The sequence below is a fragment of the Flavobacteriales bacterium genome, from assembly GCA_019694795.1.
Lineage (GTDB): Bacteria > Bacteroidota > Bacteroidia > Flavobacteriales_D > UBA2798 > UBA2798.
Genome location: JAIBBF010000027.1, coordinates 20,650 through 36,867, shown reverse-complemented (window position 1 = coordinate 36,867; position 16,218 = coordinate 20,650). Strand labels below are relative to the sequence as shown.

Here is a 16,218-nt window from a genome sequence, read left to right as displayed (position 1 = left end):
AATAAAGGAATCAATAATCGGGTTTTGTATTTATTGGGACGCCAATATCTTCATCACGGAATATTGCTGAAAAATTCAGGTTCCGTTTTTGAAGCTAAAAGTGAATACGAAAAGGCAAAATTTATTTTTGAATACCTGCAATCAGCTCTCGATGTAGCGGAGGCACTCAATGATATCGGGCTGGTTTATTACCAACTCGGAGAAATGAATACCTCCGTAAAATACCTGTACCGCAGTGTTCGAATTCTCGATTCCATTGGCGATTTTAAAAGTTCTTCTTATTGCTATTTAAATCTTGCCAGTGTGCATGATGAATTAGGAAATAAGGAATTAGCCATGGAGTACTATAAAAATTCGGAATCGATTTTTATGGATATGAACGATTTGCAGGGATTGGCCTATGTCCATAACAATATTGGTTATCTCTACGAGCGCATGAAAGCCTATCAGCAGGCATTGGAACATGATATCAAATCCTATAATTATTCTGAAAAACTCGGAGATAAACGAAGTATGTCCTATGCCATTGCCAATATGGGATCGGTCTATTATGCGGTGGGAAATTACGACCAGGCCTTGCGTTGCTATACGCAAAGTTTACAACTGCGCGAAGAAGTGGGAGATAAATCGGGAATTGCTTTTTCCAATGAGAATATGTCGGAAATTGCACTGGTAAAGGGCGAAATGAATAAAGCAGAAGAACATGCACAACGGGCTTTAGACATTGCAGAAGAGTTGGGTTATCCGGAATTAATTATGCGTTCTGCCCGAATGATGGAACGAGTAAAAGAGAAAAAAGGCGATTACAAATCGGCACTTGAATTATATAAACTTTCTATCACCATGCGCGATTCGTTGCAGAGTCAGCAAAACCGCGATGAAACGGTGCGACAATCGATGTTGTTGAATTTCTCCAAGAAGGAAAATGAATTCATCAGAGAACAGGAACAAAAAGAAATTGTACACCGCGAGGCGAGTAAACGGCAACGCCTGATTATTATCAGTGTTTCAATTACATTAATTCTCATTGCAGTATTCGCCATTTTATTGTACCGCAGATTTCGGATTACACGATTACAAAAACGGGAAATCGAATTTCAGAAGGCCATTGTGGATGAAAAAAACCGGGAGATTTTGGATTCAATTTCTTATGCCAAACGATTACAAGATGCCATTCTTCCTCCAATAGAAGATTTTCGACGATCATTGGGTGAAGCCGATGTTTTGTATTTGCCAAAAGATATTGTTGCGGGAGATTTTTTCTTTCTGGAACAGTTGAATTCTAAAATTATTTTCGGTGTGGCAGATTGCACCGGACATGGCGTTCCCGGGGCGATGGTGAGTGTTGTATGTTCCAATGCATTGTCTAAAACCATTCTGGAAGAACATGTCACCGATCCCGGATTAATTTTAGACGCCGTTTCAGTTGGAGTCGAAAAAACATTTTCGAAATCGAGCGAAGAAGTGCGCGACGGAATGGATATTTCTCTCGCCTGTTTCGATCCTTCCGATTATCGGTTAACCTGGGCAGGGGCAAATAATCCACTATGGATTATCCGAAATCAGGAAATCCTCGAATGGCAGGGCGATAAACAATCCATCGGTGGAATGGATATTCATAAGTCTTTTACCACCCATCAAACTATTCTTCAGAAAAATGATTTATTGCTCATGTTCTCCGATGGATATGCCGATCAATTTGGTGGCGACCGGGGAAAAAAAATGAGGGTAAAAGGATTGAAAGAAGTGCTTCAATCGTGTTCTTCACATCATCCGGCTGAGTTGATTAGCTTTCTTCATCAGGCATTCCATCAATGGAAAGGAAACCATGAGCAAATTGATGATGTTTGCGTTTTAGCCATACGTATTTCCTGAGTCCTTAGGTAATTCTACCTATTTCATTCTGGTCCTTTAAGTAAAAATGCATAACCGAATCGGCATTCTAAATCCCGTGTTTATCATCTGTTCTCCGGCTTTACGATCAGCGAACTTTACATCATACAATCACGGTTATGAAAAAGACGCTTTTCCTTCTGCTTTTAATTTCGAATGTATTAAATGCACAACTCATCTCCAATGAAGAATGGGCGCTTTCTGCTCAGGGAACATCTTCCAGCTGGATGAAATCGATGGAGAAAAATAGTAATGGCGATATCCTTAGTGTTGGAGAATTTCGCAGAGGAAATTTGAGTTTGGGAAATGTTACTTACCCGGAATTAAATCAGGGACCAAGCACTTTTGTGATGCTGCAAAACAGCAATGGTAATGTAAGTTGGATTCATGCTTCCATTCATGGAGCCATGGATGCAGTCTTTCTTCCCGGCGGGAATATTATGGTGCTTACCAGCGATTCTCTCCACATTCTGAATTCAACTACCGGAATCACCATGCAATCGCAATCCATAGTAAGTACAGGAGCGATTAACTTCAGTGGACTAAGCCTCTTGCAAAACGGAAATCTTTTAATCACGGGTGAATCGTTTGCGCCTACATTTTCATTGGCTGCACAAACCGTAAATGCTCCTTCATCATTTGTGTTCGCTGTGCAGATCAACTCCAATTTTCAAATTATTTCACAATGGATACTTCCATATTCCGGTTCACCATGGGGTAGTCAACTTCAAATCGCTGTGCAGAACAATGGTGTAATAATGGCATTGAATGCGGATGCGGCCGACCGAAATGTGTTAATGAATAATTATGCTTTAGATCCAATTGAAGCATCAGCAGATTACTTGACGTTGATTGTTAACTGGGATCTAAACACTACTTCTTCCATTCAACACGTTTTATCCAGCAGCGATGCAGGGTTCGATTTACAAGATCTTCAGGTGAATGATAATAATGATTATTGTTTAACCGCTAATGTGTACGACCGAAGTGGGACAGGAGTGTTTGGTTTTAATTATGCTGGACAAACTCTTACCAATGGAATTAATCGTTTTATCCCGCTCATTGTAGAAAACGGAACAATCCTCGATGCCCCGGCTGTTGGAACAGATTTATTATATCACAGTGTGAAATACAACGATCAGGGAAAAATTTGGTTTTATACTTCAGCATCACTAGCAGAAATCAACGGAATGTCGGTTGTTTCGTTAAACGATACCTCCATTTCAGGTAGTGTTTACACTGAAACACATTTTGTGGAAACTAATTTCAGCAATCAGATCAGCGGATTTGGAAATGCAGGTTATGCTTTTCATGAATCCATTGGAGAAGCACTGGTGTTAGAATCGGGATTTTTAGTAGGAGGAATTACCATTAATACCAGCAATGATCCCTTTGATGAAGGAAAATTTTTACTGCGCAATGTTTCACTTTCAACAGCTACTTCGATTACTCAACAGGAACAGAATGAAAATTATATTCTATTCCCCAATCCTTCCATCCACTCATTTTCCATAGAAGGAGTAAACAGCGATGTATCCATTTCCATTTATGATTTCCAGGGAAAATTACTCAATGAAATTCCCTCCTGGAGAAATTCAGATAACCGATTTGGATCCGAATTAAGCGCAGGTTGTTATTTGATACAAATAAAGAATCAGGAGAATGTGGTAACGATGAAATGGATAAAAAATGAATGATCTTATTTCATTTCTTTTACCATCTGCATTACCTTATCATTTAAATCTTTTTTAAATGCTTCAATTTTTTTCAATAAGGCTGCATCAGATGCACCTATAATTTGCGCTGCTAATATTCCTGCATTTTTTGCTCCGTTTAATGCAACAGTAGCAACAGGAACACCGGATGGCATTTGCAAAATGGATAAAACAGAATCCCATCCATCAATTGAATTGGAAGATTTAACCGGCACACCAATAACAGGTAAAGCAGTAAGAGAAGCTGTCATACCCGGTAAATGCGCTGCACCTCCGGCACCGGCAATAATAACCTGCAATCCGCGCTCTGCTGCAGTTTTGGCATAATCGAACATGCGTTCGGGAGTTCTGTGTGCCGATACAATGGTAATTTCGAATGGCACACCGAATTCTTTTAAAACATCCGCAGCTTCCTGCATAATGGGTAAGTCCGATTTACTCCCCATAATTATTCCAACTTTCGCGCTCATATTATGCTTTTACTTTTAAGGTTTCTTTTACAATAAATGCCATTTCGCGGGCACGTTTTATATTGCTGGCAATAATGGTAACGTGACCCATTTTCCGGAATGGTTTGGTGGTTTTTTTACCGTATAAATGGACAAACACTCCGGGCATATCCAATATTTTTTCCAGGCCTTCATAAATGGCATCCCCTTCAAAACCGGGCTCTCCCAAAATGTTTACCATCACTGCGGGACGTAAAGTGTCCGTACTTCCGGGAGGTAAATTTAAAATGCTTCTTAGATGTTGTTCGTATTGAGAAGTGATGTTGCCTTCGATGGTATGGTGACCACTATTATGTGGACGAGGTGCAATTTCGTTAACGAGAATACTGCCGTCGTCCATTAAAAACATTTCTACCGCAAGTATTCCCACCATGTCTAAGGCTTCAATTACTTTTCGTGCAATCGCAATTGCATTTTTTTCAACGGCTTCATCGATATCGGCAGGCGCAAATAAAAATTCAACCAGATTGGCCTCCGGATTAAACTCGCAATCTACCACCGGAAAATGCGACATTTCTCCATCTTCATTGCGAGATACAATTACTGAGATTTCTTTTTTAAAGGGTACCAATTTCTCCAGCACACTGGGCACATCAAATGCTTTACTGAGGTCAGCAGGATTATCCAGTTTAGTTACGCCTTTACCATCGTAACCGCCTTTTCTCATCTTCTGAAAAAATGGAAACTCACCGGCGTATGTAGAAATTTCACTCTTGTTCTCCACTAGAAAATAAGGTGCCGTGGGAATTTGATGCTGGGTGTAAAATTCTTTTTGAAGTCCTTTATCCTGTACAATGCGAAGAACCCTGGGTTGAGGAAAAACTTTTTTTCCGCTATTTTCTAATGCTTCAAGGGCATCAACATTTACATGTTCTATTTCAATAGTAAGCACACTTTTGTCCTTCCCAAAATTCATCACCGTATCGAAATCCTGCAATGAACCGCAAGTGAATTCTTCAACCAAATGTTTGCAAGGAGCATTGATGTCCGGATCGAGGATGCCGACATTAACATTTAAATTAATCGCTTCCTGAATAAACATACGGCCGAGTTGACCGCCGCCTAAAATTCCAAGTTTAAAAGAAGGATGATAAAAGTGATGTGCCATTGCGCAAATATACACGCAAAAAAAAAGTCCCCACCATTGGTGAGGACTTTTGCTTGATATAATCAGTTAAGATTAGAATCTCCAACCTACACGGATTCCAGCTTGAGCACCGAAACCACGTCCAGAGTTCTTAGTAAGACCTTCAGGAGTTGTAGTAGATACAGTAGTACCACTTACAGTTACTGAAGAAGATCCACCTTTGTCAGTCCAAGAAGAACCCATGTAACCAAATTCAGCTCCTACAAAGATGTTTTCAGCGAAGTAGTAGTCCATACCAGCTACGATACCCCAACCCATCATTGAGCTTTTAGATTCGAAATCACCTGCAGTTACAGTTGAAGAATAAGCAGAACCGTCGAAGTTAGCCCACTCTTCAGTAGATTTCATTCCACCAAACATTAAAGTAACACCAGCATAAGGAGAAAGTTTGTCAGTACCAGCAAAGTGATATTCGAAACCTGGAGCAACAGCCCAAGAACCGTCAGTCAAAGTTTGCTCACCTGTACCACCAGTGTAGTCAGCGTTTTCGTAGAATTTGTTTACAGTTTTAGAACCATCAAGGCTAAGTCCGAAACGAACTGCCATGTTTGGAGCGATAAAATAACGATACTTAAGAGCAGGTGCAGTGAAAGTTTCACCACCGTTTTCTCCGAAGTTAAGTCCTACTTCAAGTGAAGAGTTGTTTCCTTCAGTAGGCTTCTGAGCTGAAGCTGTAAGACCAAATGCTGCAAATGCAGCAACAAGCAAAAGGTTCTTTTTCATTGTTATTCGGTTTTTAAAGTTTGCGAATGAAGTTACCAATATTATGCCACAAATCAATTGTGGCAGTCAAACTTACCAATTTTGGCGAAAGTAAGTTATTAACAAAGAACGATGTTATTAACAATAAATGTTTAAAACAGGCAGTTAAACGGGCGCTTTTTGGGAAAGTTACGGTTTTCTGAAAAATAATTTTTCGTTCGACCGCTGCTTCTCTTCAAGCATCGGGACAAATTTAAACTTACCTAAGTCTCTGGTTTCAAGACTACCGTCAGCATTTTTTATGATATATATCATGTCCTGCTCGGTCTCGCCCACCGGAATAACCATAATTCCTCCGGTTTTTAATTGATCCACCAAATCCTGGGGGACAAATGGGGCACCACAGGTGACAATAATCTTATCATAAGGGGCAAAAGCAGGCTGACCTTTAAATCCATCGCCATAAAATAATCGGGGACTGAAATTCAGTTGATTAAGCGTGATTTTGGCTTTATCGAACAGTTCGCGCTGACGTTCGATGGAAAAGACCTTTGCGCCAAGTTGACATAATATTGCAGTCTGATACCCACAGCCTGTCCCAATTTCAAGCACTTTTTCACCTTTTTTTATCTCCAGCAATTGAGTTTGAAAGGCAACGGTAAAAGGATTGGAAATGGTTTGGCCGGCACCAATGTGAAAGGCTTTCTCCTCATAAGCGTGCTCATCGAAGGCATTATCACCAAGAAAAATATGACGCGGAATTCGATCGAAGGCCTCTAATAAAGGCTCATCGAAAATACCACGGGTGCGGAGACGATCAATCATCTTTCTCCTCATCCCTTTTTGCTTGAACGAATCCGTTATCTGCATAAATCCACTTAGCGACAATTCACTGTTGAAAATTACAATGAAGCAGCTTCCGTAAAGGCCCTGGGGGTGGTAATTTTATCACGAGTTTTTTCAACAATAGAACTATGGTAAAGATTGGAGTTTTTGGAGCCGGACATTTAGGTAAAATCCACATGAAATGCATTGGAGAAGTACCCGAATTGCAATTGGTAGGATTTTACGATCCGGATGATCAGAATGCAGATCAGGCCATCGAGCGTTTTGGAGTGCATCGCTTTTCCAGCATGGAAGAATTGATTGATGCCTGCGATGCCATAGATATTGTTACACCCACCATCACCCATTTCGATTGCGCACAAAAATGCCTTCGGAAATTTCGTCACGTATTCGTGGAAAAACCAATAACGACAACTGTAGATGAAGCAAAAATATTAATGAATCTGGCAGCGGAGGCGAAAGTGATTGGACAAGTCGGCCACGTTGAGCGCTTTAATCCCGCATTCAGAGGAGCCATTCCATTTTTTCAGCAACCCATGTTTATTGAATGTCACCGTTTAGCGGTGTGGAATCCACGTGGCACCGATGTAAGTGTGGTGCTGGATTTAATGATTCACGATATCGACATCATATTAAGTGTTGTTAAATCGAACATCAAACGAATCAGTGCTTCAGGTGTAGCCGTAGTTTCAGATTCTCCGGATATATCAAATGCCCGTATCGAATTTGATAATGGTTGTGTTGCCAATCTGACCGCATCCAGAATTTCATTGAAGAATATGCGCAAAACCCGCTTTTTCCAACGGGATGCTTATATATCCGTCGATTTCCTCGAAAAAAAATCGGAAGTGGTACGAATGAAACAACCTGTGGGAGAACCCGACCCCTTTGCCTTTATGATTGACTTAGGAGGCAACAAAGGTAAACGCGAAATATTTTTCGAAAAGCCTGATATAAAGGAAACTAATGCCATTCGTGACGAGCTACAATCCTTTGCTCAAGCCATCATGAGTGGTACCCAGCCCCCGGTTACTTTGTCGGACGGACTACAGGCGCTGGATGTGGCTTATAAGGTGATTGAGAAAATGGAAGTCACTTCAGGTATCTCCTAGCAAAATAAAAAGGATAACTTTGCGTTCTTTCAGGGACTCCCTTGTATGAACACGCGCTACACACTTAGCCTCTTGCTGGCTTTATTCTTAATTTCCTGTCACAAGGATAGTGGCGTTGTGCCATCTTATATTTACATCAAGGATATTCAGGTTCAAACAACTTCCGGACAAGGAACCAATTCGGATGACATTGTTGACGCATGGGTTTATGTGGATGATAATGCCGTTGGATGTTTTTCATTGCCGGCACGTATACCTATTATAGGAGATGGTCCGCACAAAATCACCATTTATGGTGGCATAAAGGCAGATGGAATTTCGTCTCACCGAAGAAGATATCCCTTTTATCAACCTTATATTTTAAATTCATATACGTTGCGTAGTGGAATGGTGGATACGCTTCAAGGCGCATATCAGCCAATTGTAACCTATTACCCGAACACGGAAATGAATTTTTGGATTGAGGATTTTACGGATCCCTTTATTCCCTTTTTGCAGGATCCGTTAAGTGATACATCAATGGCCAGGACCACAACACCGGGTGAATATTTCGAAGGAGGAGCTTCCGGTGTGATGACATTATCGGCAAATCAGATTTATTTTAAAGCAGCAACTGCAGAAAATTTTGATTTACCCATTGGTGGCGTTCCGGTGTATCTGGAATTGAATTATAAAGCCAATAACACATTTTCAGTTGGACTAACCAGTGTGATGAGTGGAAATGTGGTTAACCAGGACAATACCATTATTCGTCCGAGTTACGACGATAACGGAAATCTGGTTTGGAAAAAAATGTATTGCGAAATGACGGAGCTGGTCAGCTCTAATCTGAACGCACTTTATTATGAAATTTATTTTAAAATGACCAAAGATGAGGGTATCACCGAACCGCTGGTGCTCATCGACAATGTAAAGCTCGTGTATGGCAATAATTAATGCAAGAGCTTTTCAGGTTACAAAATATCTGGTTTCAGATCTGATTTCTTCTGCCATCACCTGGGTGATCTTTTTTGCATTTCGAAAAATTTACATTGAGAAATCAGAATTAATTCTGGATGATAATTTCTACCGCGGATTAATTATTATTCCGGTATATTGGATAACATTGTATTACCTGAGCGGATATTATTCCAACGTATTTCGCAAACACCGAATCCAGGATTTAGGTTTTACATTAATTCAAACCTTGATCGGTGTTTTATTTTTGTTTTTCGTATTAATTCTGGATGACAAAGTGTTTAGCTATAAGCATTATTATCTTGCTTTTTTGGTATTGTTCAGTGTCCACTTTTTTCTCACGTTTATTCCACGTATTTTTTTTACATCGCGACTGGTGCGGAGAATTCATCAACGGAAAATCGGTTTCAATACCCTGCTCATTGGAGGAAATGCAAATGCATTAAATATTTACAACGAGATTTCGGAAATGAAACAATCTCCCGGATTTAAATTTGTGGGATTCGTAAGTATTAATGGAGTAGACAATCAATTACGTGAATCGGATTTACCTTATTTAGGTAAGTATGCCAATGAGATTCGAACTGTATTAAGGGATAAAAATATTGAAGAAGCTATCATTGCCATTGAAAGTTCAGAGCACGAGAGTTTGAAAAAAATAATTTCGGAACTGGAAGGTGAGAATTTAAAATTGCACGTGATTCCGGATATGTACGATATTCTCACCGGTTCGGTGAAAATGACCAATATTTACGGAGCACCTTTAATTGAAATAAAAACGGAACTAATGCCTGCATGGCAAGCCTCCGTAAAACGATTAATGGATGTCATTATATCCCTTATTTCACTTGTTTTATGTTTACCGCTATTTCTCATTATTGCTTTAGCAATAAAACTTAGTTCAAAAGGACCTATTTTTTTCCTTCAGGAACGCGTGGGCTTAAATGGTAGACCATTTAAAATTATCAAGTTTCGTTCAATGGTGGTAAATGCAGAAAGTAATGGACCACAATTATCTTCCGAAAACGATTCCCGCATCACTTCTGTTGGACGCTTTTTGCGCAAAACCAGATTGGATGAATTTCCGCAATTTGTCAATGTAATACTCGGCGATATGTCGCTTGTTGGACCACGCCCCGAACGTCAATTTTATATCGATCAGATTTCTACCATTGCTCCACATTACAAATACCTGAACAAAGTGCGCCCCGGAATTACTTCGTGGGGACAAGTAAAATACGGGTATGCCGAGAATGTTGACCAAATGATTCAGCGTATGAAATATGACTTGATTTATATTGAGAACATGACATTGGCTCTCGATATTAAAATCATGTTTTTTACGCTACTTATTATTTTTAAAGGAAAAGGAAAATGATTGTTCTTCGCGTAATGCAATTTGTAATTATTGCAATGTCTTTATTTTTTATTTCCTACGCTATTTATACCCGGATAGGTTGGAAAGGAACAGCAGAAGAACGTTCCGCTTTTATAATGGGAATTGTAATTGGCATAGTCGGTTTGTTAATGTCCTTCCTCTTGCGCTTCGTCGTAAAATTCGCTCGTCAGCATCTCAACGATTAATCCCTGGGGCTTTTTGATTTTTTTGCTTTTGATTAGCCCGAATTTTCACGCATTTTTGTCCTATGAAAATTGCTGTTATCGATTACGGATCCGGAAATGTTCAGTCGGTTTTGTTCGCCCTGGAGCGAATTGGCGCCAAGGGGAACCTAACAGCAGATCCTGAATTGATTCAATCGGCCGACCGGGTTATTTTTCCTGGTGTGGGCGAAGCTTCTTCTGCTATGGAAATTCTAAAAAGTCGTGGTCTGGATCAAGTTATTCCTTCTTTAAAGCAACCGGTTTTGGGGATTTGCCTCGGTATGCAATTACTTTGCGAATCGTCAGAAGAAGGAAATACCACCTGTCTTGGCGTTTTTCCTCACCGGGTGATGCGATTTCCTGCTGCTGCCGAAAAAGTACCACACGTAGGCTGGAATTCGATTTCGTCGTATTCCGATACCTTATATGCGGGACTGAATGAGCATGAGTTTGTCTATTATGTTCACAGCTATTTTGCTGAAACTGGGTTATGTACCTCGGCCATTACGGATTATATTTTGCCCTTTTCTGCTTCTTTAAAGCGGAACAATTTCCATGCAGTGCAATTTCATCCGGAAAAAAGCGGAAGGGCCGGGGAAAGGATGCTTCAGAATTTCCTTTCCATTTCATAACATTTTCCTCTTTCAGGGTAGGTTCAAAATTGCTATTATTGCAGCCTTAAATTAAATAGAAATGTCGAAAGTTCTGATTATCGGTGCCGGTGGGGTTGGACAAGTCGCCACTTACAAATGCGCCATGAATCCCGGTGTTTTCACTGAGATTGTTCTTGCCAGTCGTACTAAATCCAAGTGCGACAAAATTGCGGCTGATATTAAAGCGCAATTGGGTGTGAGTATTCAAACCGATCAGGTAGATGCCGATAATGTGGCGGAATTGATCGCATTGTTTAAGAAGCATCAGCCAAAATTGGTGGTTAATCTTGCATTACCTTATCAGGATTTAACCATAATGGATGCTTGTCTCGCAACAGGTACCCATTACATGGATACAGCCAATTATGAGCCGAAAGATGAAGCTAAATTTGAATACAAATGGCAATGGGCTTATCAGGAGAAATTCAAACAAGCCGGATTAACGGCTATTCTGGGTTGCGGATTTGACCCAGGAGTTACAGGTGTATATGCAGCTTATGCAGCAAAACATCATTTCGATGAAATGCATTACCTCGATATCGTAGATTGTAATGCAGGTGACCACGGTAAGGCTTTTGCTACCAATTTTAATCCTGAAATCAATATCCGTGAGGTGACTCAAAAAGGTAAATATTGGGAAAACGGACAATGGGTAGAAACCGAACCGCATGAAATTCACATGCCCTTGAACTATCCGAATATTGGTCCCAAAGAATCCTACCTCATCTATCACGAAGAGCTGGAGTCGTTGGTGAAAAATTTCCCGACCATTAAGCGTGCGCGTTTCTGGATGACATTCGGTCAGGAATACCTAACCCATCTCCGCGTTATACAAAACATCGGAATGGCGCGTATTGATCCTATCATTTATGAAGGAAAAGAAATCGTTCCGATTCAATTTTTAAAAGCCGTTCTTCCTAATCCGGGTGACCTTGGTGAAAACTACAAAGGAGAAACTTCCATTGGTTGCAGAATTAAAGGAATAAAAGACGGTAAAGAAAAAACGTACTACGTTTATAACAATTGCTCGCACGAAATTGCATTTAAAGAAACCGGAACGCAAGCCGTAAGTTATACTACCGGTGTTCCTGCTATGATTGGTGCAATGATGTTCTTAACCGGAAAATGGGGTGGAGCAGGTGTGTTCAATGTTGAACAATTCGATCCGGATCCGTTCATGGAACAATTAAACAAACAAGGATTGCCTTGGCATGAATTGCATAATGTAGATCTTGAACTGAACTAAATCAGCTTTTATTTATCATGAAAGGCTGAGTTCAGATTTGAATTCAGCCTTTTTTTTAGCACGTTATGGCTATAGAAATCGAAAAAATACCGGCGCCCTGTTATGTGATTGAAGAAGAATTATTGCGAAAAAATTTATCGCTGATTCGCCACGTTGCTCAATCGGCAGGTGTAGAAATTATTCTTGCATTTAAAGGTTTCTCCATGTGGAGTACTTTCCCAATTGTGCGCGAATACATCAAAGGTGCTACCGCCAGTTCGCTCAATGAAGCGCGTTTGTGTTATGAAGAAATGAAAACCAAAGCGCATTCCTACGTAGTAGCGATTTCTCCTGATGAGGTGGATGAATTACTCGAATATTCTTCGGTAATGACATTTAACTCGCTTTCGCAGTTTGAACGCTATAAAGAAAAATGCAAAGTAAAAGGGGTGTCAATCGGTATTCGCGTAAACCCCGAATATTCGGAAGTAACCACCGAATTGTATAATCCCTGCTCACCCAATTCGCGACTGGGTGTTTCTTCCGAACATTTTGGTGCAAAACTTCCGGAAGGAATTGAAGGTTTACATTTTCATGCCCTATGCGAAAATGATTCGTATACACTTGAAAAAACACTGCAGGCTTTCGAAAAGAAATTTGGTCATCTTTTACCACAATGCAAATGGGTGAATTTTGGTGGCGGACATTTAATGACGCGCGAAGGTTACGATATTCAACATCTCATTGGTGTATTAACAGCATTTAAACAACGCTACCCGAATCTGCAAGTGATTTTAGAGCCCGGCTCAGCCTTTGCATGGCGAACGGGTTATCTCGTGTCGACCGTACTCGATATCGTGGAAAATAACGGTGTTAAAACTGCTATGCTGGATGTTTCCTTTACCGCACATATGCCGGATTGTCTTGAAATGCCATACCGACCCAAAATCTGGGGAGCTACGGATCCTGTAGAGGGAAAACCGACGTATCGGGTGGGAGGGACCAGTTGTTTAAGTGGCGATTATATGTTCGAATATTCCTTTGAAAAGGAATTGCAGATCGGCGATACAATGGTGTTTGATGATATGATTCACTATACCATGGTAAAGACCACCATGTTCAATGGAGTGAAACATCCTTCCTATGGAATGTGGACTGCCGATCAGCAATTTAAACTGATCCGTAAATTCGGATATGAAGATTATAAATCAAGAATGAGTTAAATAAAATTGGTTAATGCGATTAATTCCTGCCATAGATATCATCGACGGAAAATGTGTCCGGCTAACCAAAGGCGATTATAGCCAGAAGAAAATTTATAACGAGCATCCACTCGAAATCGCCATGCAATTTCAGGATGCGGGAATTCGGAATTTGCATTTGGTGGATTTGGATGGGGCAAAGGCAGGAAAAATTATCAATTGGAAAGTCCTTGAAAAAATAGCCAACGAAACATCGCTGCATATCGATTTTGGAGGTGGATTAAAATCCGACAACGATTTACGCATTGCATTTGAATGTGGAGCAAAACAAATTACCGGCGGAAGTATTGCCGTTAAAAATAAAGAAACATTTCTAAGCTGGATTTCCCAATTCGGATCCGAAAAAATAATTCTGGGAGCAGATGCAAAAAACGAACGCATTGCAGTTTCCGGCTGGTTGGAAGAAACGGATGAATTCATTTATGATTTTATTCGTGATTATAGCGAAAAGGGAATTGAATATTGCATTTGTACCGATATTAGCAAAGACGGAATGTTGGAAGGACCTTCATTCGCTTTGTACGAGAAAATTTTGAATGAAACTCCTAATCTAAAACTGATTGCAAGTGGCGGCGTGGCATCGATGGATGATTTATACCGTTTAAGAGAGAAAGGATTGTACGCATGCATCATTGGTAAAGCCATCTATGAGGGCAAAATCAAATTAAACGATTTGAGTTTGTTTCACGCATGATTTAGTTTTGGAGTATGCTGACCAAACGAATTATACCATGTCTGGATATTAAGGACGGAAGAACGGTGAAGGGCGTCAACTTTATTGATCTTCGTGATGCCGGTGATCCCGTTGAGCTGGCAAAGGCATATGCCGATTCTGGTGCAGATGAATTGGTGTTTTTAGATATTACTGCCACCAACGAAAAAAGAAAAACACTTAGTGAATTAGTGCGAAAAATTGCACAGGCGATTAATATTCCATTTACGGTGGGAGGCGGAATCTCCTCTGTAGAAGATGTCTCCGTTTTATTACAATCCGGCGCCGATAAAATTTCAATCAATTCCTCGGCCGTAAAAAATCCTGAATTAATCACCGAACTGGCGGCTAAATTCGGATCGCAGTGTGTTGTTGTTGCCATCGATGCACGTTTGGTGAATGATCAATGGAAAGTGCATTTGAACGGTGGACGAATTGCAACGGATCTGGATCTGTTTCAATGGGCAAAAGAAGCAGAAGAACGAGGAGCAGGGGAATTGTTATTTACATCAATGGATCATGATGGAACCAAACAAGGTTTTGCCTGTTCAGCGCTTCGTCAATTATCCGAATCGGTAAATATTCCTGTAATTGCCAGTGGGGGCGCAGGGACAATGGCGCATTTCGAAGAAGTGTTTACCAATGGAAAAGCGGATGCAGCATTGGCAGCCAGTATTTTTCACTTTGGGGAAATACCCGTTCCCGAATTAAAAGCCTACTTAAAATCAAAACATATTTCTGTCCGTCTATAACTTCAGCTATGAATATAAACTACGATTCCAACGGATTAATTCCTGCCATTATTCAGGATCATCACTCAGGTAAAGTGTTAATGCTGGGTTATATGAATCAGGAAGCATTTGATAAAACCTTAAACGAAAAACAAATTACTTTTTTCAGCAGAAGTAAAAACAGATTGTGGACGAAAGGTGAGTCGTCCGGGAATTTTTTAAACCTCGTTTCATGGGCGGTCGACTGCGATGCGGATGCGTTGTTGTTTAAAGTTAACCCGGTGGGACCAGTTTGTCACACCGGTGCAGATACCTGCTGGAACGAAAAAAATTCAATTGATATTTCTTTTCTCTCCAAATTGGAAGAAGTCATATCGGAACGAAAAAATCAAAATCCTGAAAGTTCATATACTGCTTCACTTTTTGCTATGGGAATAAATAAAATTGCGCAGAAAGTGGGCGAAGAAGCCGTTGAGGTGGTGATTGAAGCAAAAGATCAGAATCAGGAATTATTTCTCAATGAATCGGCCGATTTGCTTTTTCATTATCTGGTTTTATTACAGGCTAAAGGTTTTAAACTGAGTGATGTAATTGAAGTCCTGGCTTCACGTCACAAGTGATGTGACAGAAAATTTCGCTTTTTTTTTCGATTGCCGTACTTTTGTAGTGTGATTAAAGCACTTTACATAGCGGCGATGTTGCAGGGTGGACCTTCATCTTCCGATTCTCTGGCGGTGAATCATTCTGTTTCCATTGCAGATTCTGTGGTGTCGTATGCAAAAGAATTTTTGGGTACGCCTTATGTATGGGCCGGTGCTTCACCATCGGGTTTCGATTGTTCCGGTTTTGTGCATTATGTTTTTTCCCGTTTCGGATATAGCATTCAACGGTCTTCTTCAGGTTTAGCTAATACCGGTGAAGCCATTGAATTAAAAGAAGCCAGAAAAGGTGATATAATTTTATTCCGCGGAACTAATCCGAATGATAAATCGGTGGGACATGTAGGAATCATCATCAGCGATACCACCGAAAAAATTCATTTCATTCACGCTTCCTCTTCCAAAAAACATCCCGGAGTGGTCATTACCGATTACGAAAATTCCAATTATCCTTCGCGATTTATTTCGGTTCGCCGATTATTGAAATAAAAAA

At 40.3% G+C, this 16,218-nt stretch carries 17 protein-coding genes; 13 read left to right on the top strand and 4 right to left on the bottom strand.

From position 1 onward, the window contains the following. The coding region (locus tag K1X56_09595) for a tetratricopeptide repeat protein (protein MBX7094965.1) at window positions 1–1,875 on the top strand (1,875 nt) is incomplete at its 5' end. A 137-nt stretch (window positions 1,876–2,012) separates the two neighbouring features. Beyond that, window positions 2,013–3,590, top strand: a complete 1,578-nt coding sequence (locus tag K1X56_09590; protein MBX7094964.1) for a T9SS type A sorting domain-containing protein — start codon at window positions 2,013–2,015, stop codon at window positions 3,588–3,590. A 2-nt stretch (window positions 3,591–3,592) separates the two neighbouring features. Here the strand turns inward: K1X56_09590 and purE are convergent, their stop codons facing one another. The 4 genes from purE to K1X56_09570 form a co-directional block, all read right to left on the bottom strand. Then, on the bottom strand, window positions 3,593–4,078 hold the full coding sequence (purE, locus tag K1X56_09585; protein MBX7094963.1) for a 5-(carboxyamino)imidazole ribonucleotide mutase: 486 nt from the start codon (window positions 4,076–4,078) through the stop codon (window positions 3,593–3,595). Between the two features lies 1 nt (window position 4,079). Then, window positions 4,080–5,225, bottom strand: coding sequence for a 5-(carboxyamino)imidazole ribonucleotide synthase (locus tag K1X56_09580; GenBank protein MBX7094962.1), 1,146 nt, complete (start codon window positions 5,223–5,225; stop codon window positions 4,080–4,082). 72 nt (window positions 5,226–5,297) lie between these two features. Continuing rightward, on the bottom strand, window positions 5,298–5,987 hold the full coding sequence (locus K1X56_09575) for an outer membrane beta-barrel protein (GenBank protein MBX7094961.1): 690 nt from the start codon (window positions 5,985–5,987) through the stop codon (window positions 5,298–5,300). Window positions 5,988–6,155: 168 nt separating this feature from the next. Continuing rightward, window positions 6,156–6,830 (bottom strand): protein-L-isoaspartate(D-aspartate) O-methyltransferase, encoded by a 675-nt coding sequence (locus tag K1X56_09570; GenBank protein ID MBX7094960.1) that lies wholly within the window; start codon window positions 6,828–6,830, stop codon window positions 6,156–6,158. A gap of 110 nt (window positions 6,831–6,940) precedes the next feature. Here K1X56_09570 and K1X56_09565 point away from each other — a divergent pair, with 110 nt between their 5' ends. From K1X56_09565 to K1X56_09515, 11 genes are all read left to right on the top strand, one after another. Beyond that, complete coding sequence (locus tag K1X56_09565; GenBank protein ID MBX7094959.1) at window positions 6,941–7,924, top strand: Gfo/Idh/MocA family oxidoreductase; 984 nt, start codon at window positions 6,941–6,943, stop codon at window positions 7,922–7,924. Between the two features lie 45 nt (window positions 7,925–7,969). Beyond that, on the top strand, window positions 7,970–8,860 hold the full coding sequence (locus K1X56_09560) for a hypothetical protein (GenBank protein MBX7094958.1): 891 nt from the start codon (window positions 7,970–7,972) through the stop codon (window positions 8,858–8,860). Next, window positions 8,847–10,259, top strand: coding sequence for a sugar transferase (locus K1X56_09555; GenBank protein MBX7094957.1), 1,413 nt, complete (start codon window positions 8,847–8,849; stop codon window positions 10,257–10,259). Before K1X56_09560 ends, K1X56_09555 begins: the two co-directional genes overlap by 14 nt. Before the next feature lie 35 nt (window positions 10,260–10,294). Then, window positions 10,295–10,465, top strand: coding sequence for a hypothetical protein (locus K1X56_09550; protein ID MBX7094956.1), 171 nt, complete (start codon window positions 10,295–10,297; stop codon window positions 10,463–10,465). A 62-nt stretch (window positions 10,466–10,527) separates the two neighbouring features. Next, window positions 10,528–11,115 carry an imidazole glycerol phosphate synthase subunit HisH gene (hisH, locus tag K1X56_09545; GenBank protein MBX7094955.1) on the top strand — a complete coding sequence of 196 codons (588 nt, stop codon included), beginning with the start codon at window positions 10,528–10,530 and terminating at the stop codon, window positions 11,113–11,115. A gap of 61 nt (window positions 11,116–11,176) precedes the next feature. Further along, complete coding sequence (locus K1X56_09540; protein ID MBX7094954.1) at window positions 11,177–12,382, top strand: saccharopine dehydrogenase family protein; 1,206 nt, start codon at window positions 11,177–11,179, stop codon at window positions 12,380–12,382. A 71-nt stretch (window positions 12,383–12,453) separates the two neighbouring features. Continuing rightward, window positions 12,454–13,584 carry a carboxynorspermidine decarboxylase gene (gene nspC, locus K1X56_09535; protein ID MBX7094953.1) on the top strand — a complete coding sequence of 377 codons (1,131 nt, stop codon included), beginning with the start codon at window positions 12,454–12,456 and terminating at the stop codon, window positions 13,582–13,584. 13 nt (window positions 13,585–13,597) lie between these two features. Next, on the top strand, window positions 13,598–14,317 hold the full coding sequence (gene hisA / locus K1X56_09530; protein MBX7094952.1) for a 1-(5-phosphoribosyl)-5-[(5-phosphoribosylamino)methylideneamino]imidazole-4-carboxamide isomerase: 720 nt from the start codon (window positions 13,598–13,600) through the stop codon (window positions 14,315–14,317). A 14-nt stretch (window positions 14,318–14,331) separates the two neighbouring features. Next, entirely contained in the window at window positions 14,332–15,087 is a 756-nt protein-coding gene (gene hisF, locus K1X56_09525) for an imidazole glycerol phosphate synthase subunit HisF (protein MBX7094951.1), read from the top strand. Window positions 15,088–15,095: 8 nt separating this feature from the next. Then, window positions 15,096–15,686: a bifunctional phosphoribosyl-AMP cyclohydrolase/phosphoribosyl-ATP diphosphatase HisIE gene (locus K1X56_09520; protein ID MBX7094950.1), complete on the top strand. Its 591-nt coding sequence runs from the start codon at window positions 15,096–15,098 to the stop codon at window positions 15,684–15,686. A 48-nt stretch (window positions 15,687–15,734) separates the two neighbouring features. Continuing rightward, window positions 15,735–16,214, top strand: coding sequence for a C40 family peptidase (locus K1X56_09515; protein ID MBX7094949.1), 480 nt, complete (start codon window positions 15,735–15,737; stop codon window positions 16,212–16,214). The last annotated feature ends 4 nt before the right edge of the window (window positions 16,215–16,218 follow it).

What these genes read in the sequence shown, in the direction of transcription:
- K1X56_09590 (MBX7094964.1), top strand. Translation starts at nt 2,013, where the DNA reads ATGAAAAAGACGCTTTTCCTTCTGCTTTTAATTTCGAATGTATTAAAT.
- purE (MBX7094963.1), bottom strand. Translation starts at nt 4,078, where the DNA reads ATGAGCGCGAAAGTTGGAATAATTATGGGGAGTAAATCGGACTTACCC.
- K1X56_09580 (MBX7094962.1), bottom strand. Translation starts at nt 5,225, where the DNA reads ATGGCACATCACTTTTATCATCCTTCTTTTAAACTTGGAATTTTAGGC.
- K1X56_09575 (MBX7094961.1), bottom strand. Translation starts at nt 5,987, where the DNA reads ATGAAAAAGAACCTTTTGCTTGTTGCTGCATTTGCAGCATTTGGTCTT.
- K1X56_09565 (MBX7094959.1), top strand. Translation starts at nt 6,941, where the DNA reads ATGGTAAAGATTGGAGTTTTTGGAGCCGGACATTTAGGTAAAATCCAC.
- K1X56_09560 (MBX7094958.1), top strand. Translation starts at nt 7,970, where the DNA reads ATGAACACGCGCTACACACTTAGCCTCTTGCTGGCTTTATTCTTAATT.
- K1X56_09555 (MBX7094957.1), top strand. Translation starts at nt 8,847, where the DNA reads ATGGCAATAATTAATGCAAGAGCTTTTCAGGTTACAAAATATCTGGTT.
- K1X56_09550 (MBX7094956.1), top strand. Translation starts at nt 10,295, where the DNA reads ATGTCTTTATTTTTTATTTCCTACGCTATTTATACCCGGATAGGTTGG.
- hisH (MBX7094955.1), top strand. Translation starts at nt 10,528, where the DNA reads ATGAAAATTGCTGTTATCGATTACGGATCCGGAAATGTTCAGTCGGTT.
- K1X56_09540 (MBX7094954.1), top strand. Translation starts at nt 11,177, where the DNA reads ATGTCGAAAGTTCTGATTATCGGTGCCGGTGGGGTTGGACAAGTCGCC.
- hisA (MBX7094952.1), top strand. Translation starts at nt 13,598, where the DNA reads ATGCGATTAATTCCTGCCATAGATATCATCGACGGAAAATGTGTCCGG.
- hisF (MBX7094951.1), top strand. Translation starts at nt 14,332, where the DNA reads ATGCTGACCAAACGAATTATACCATGTCTGGATATTAAGGACGGAAGA.
- K1X56_09520 (MBX7094950.1), top strand. Translation starts at nt 15,096, where the DNA reads ATGAATATAAACTACGATTCCAACGGATTAATTCCTGCCATTATTCAG.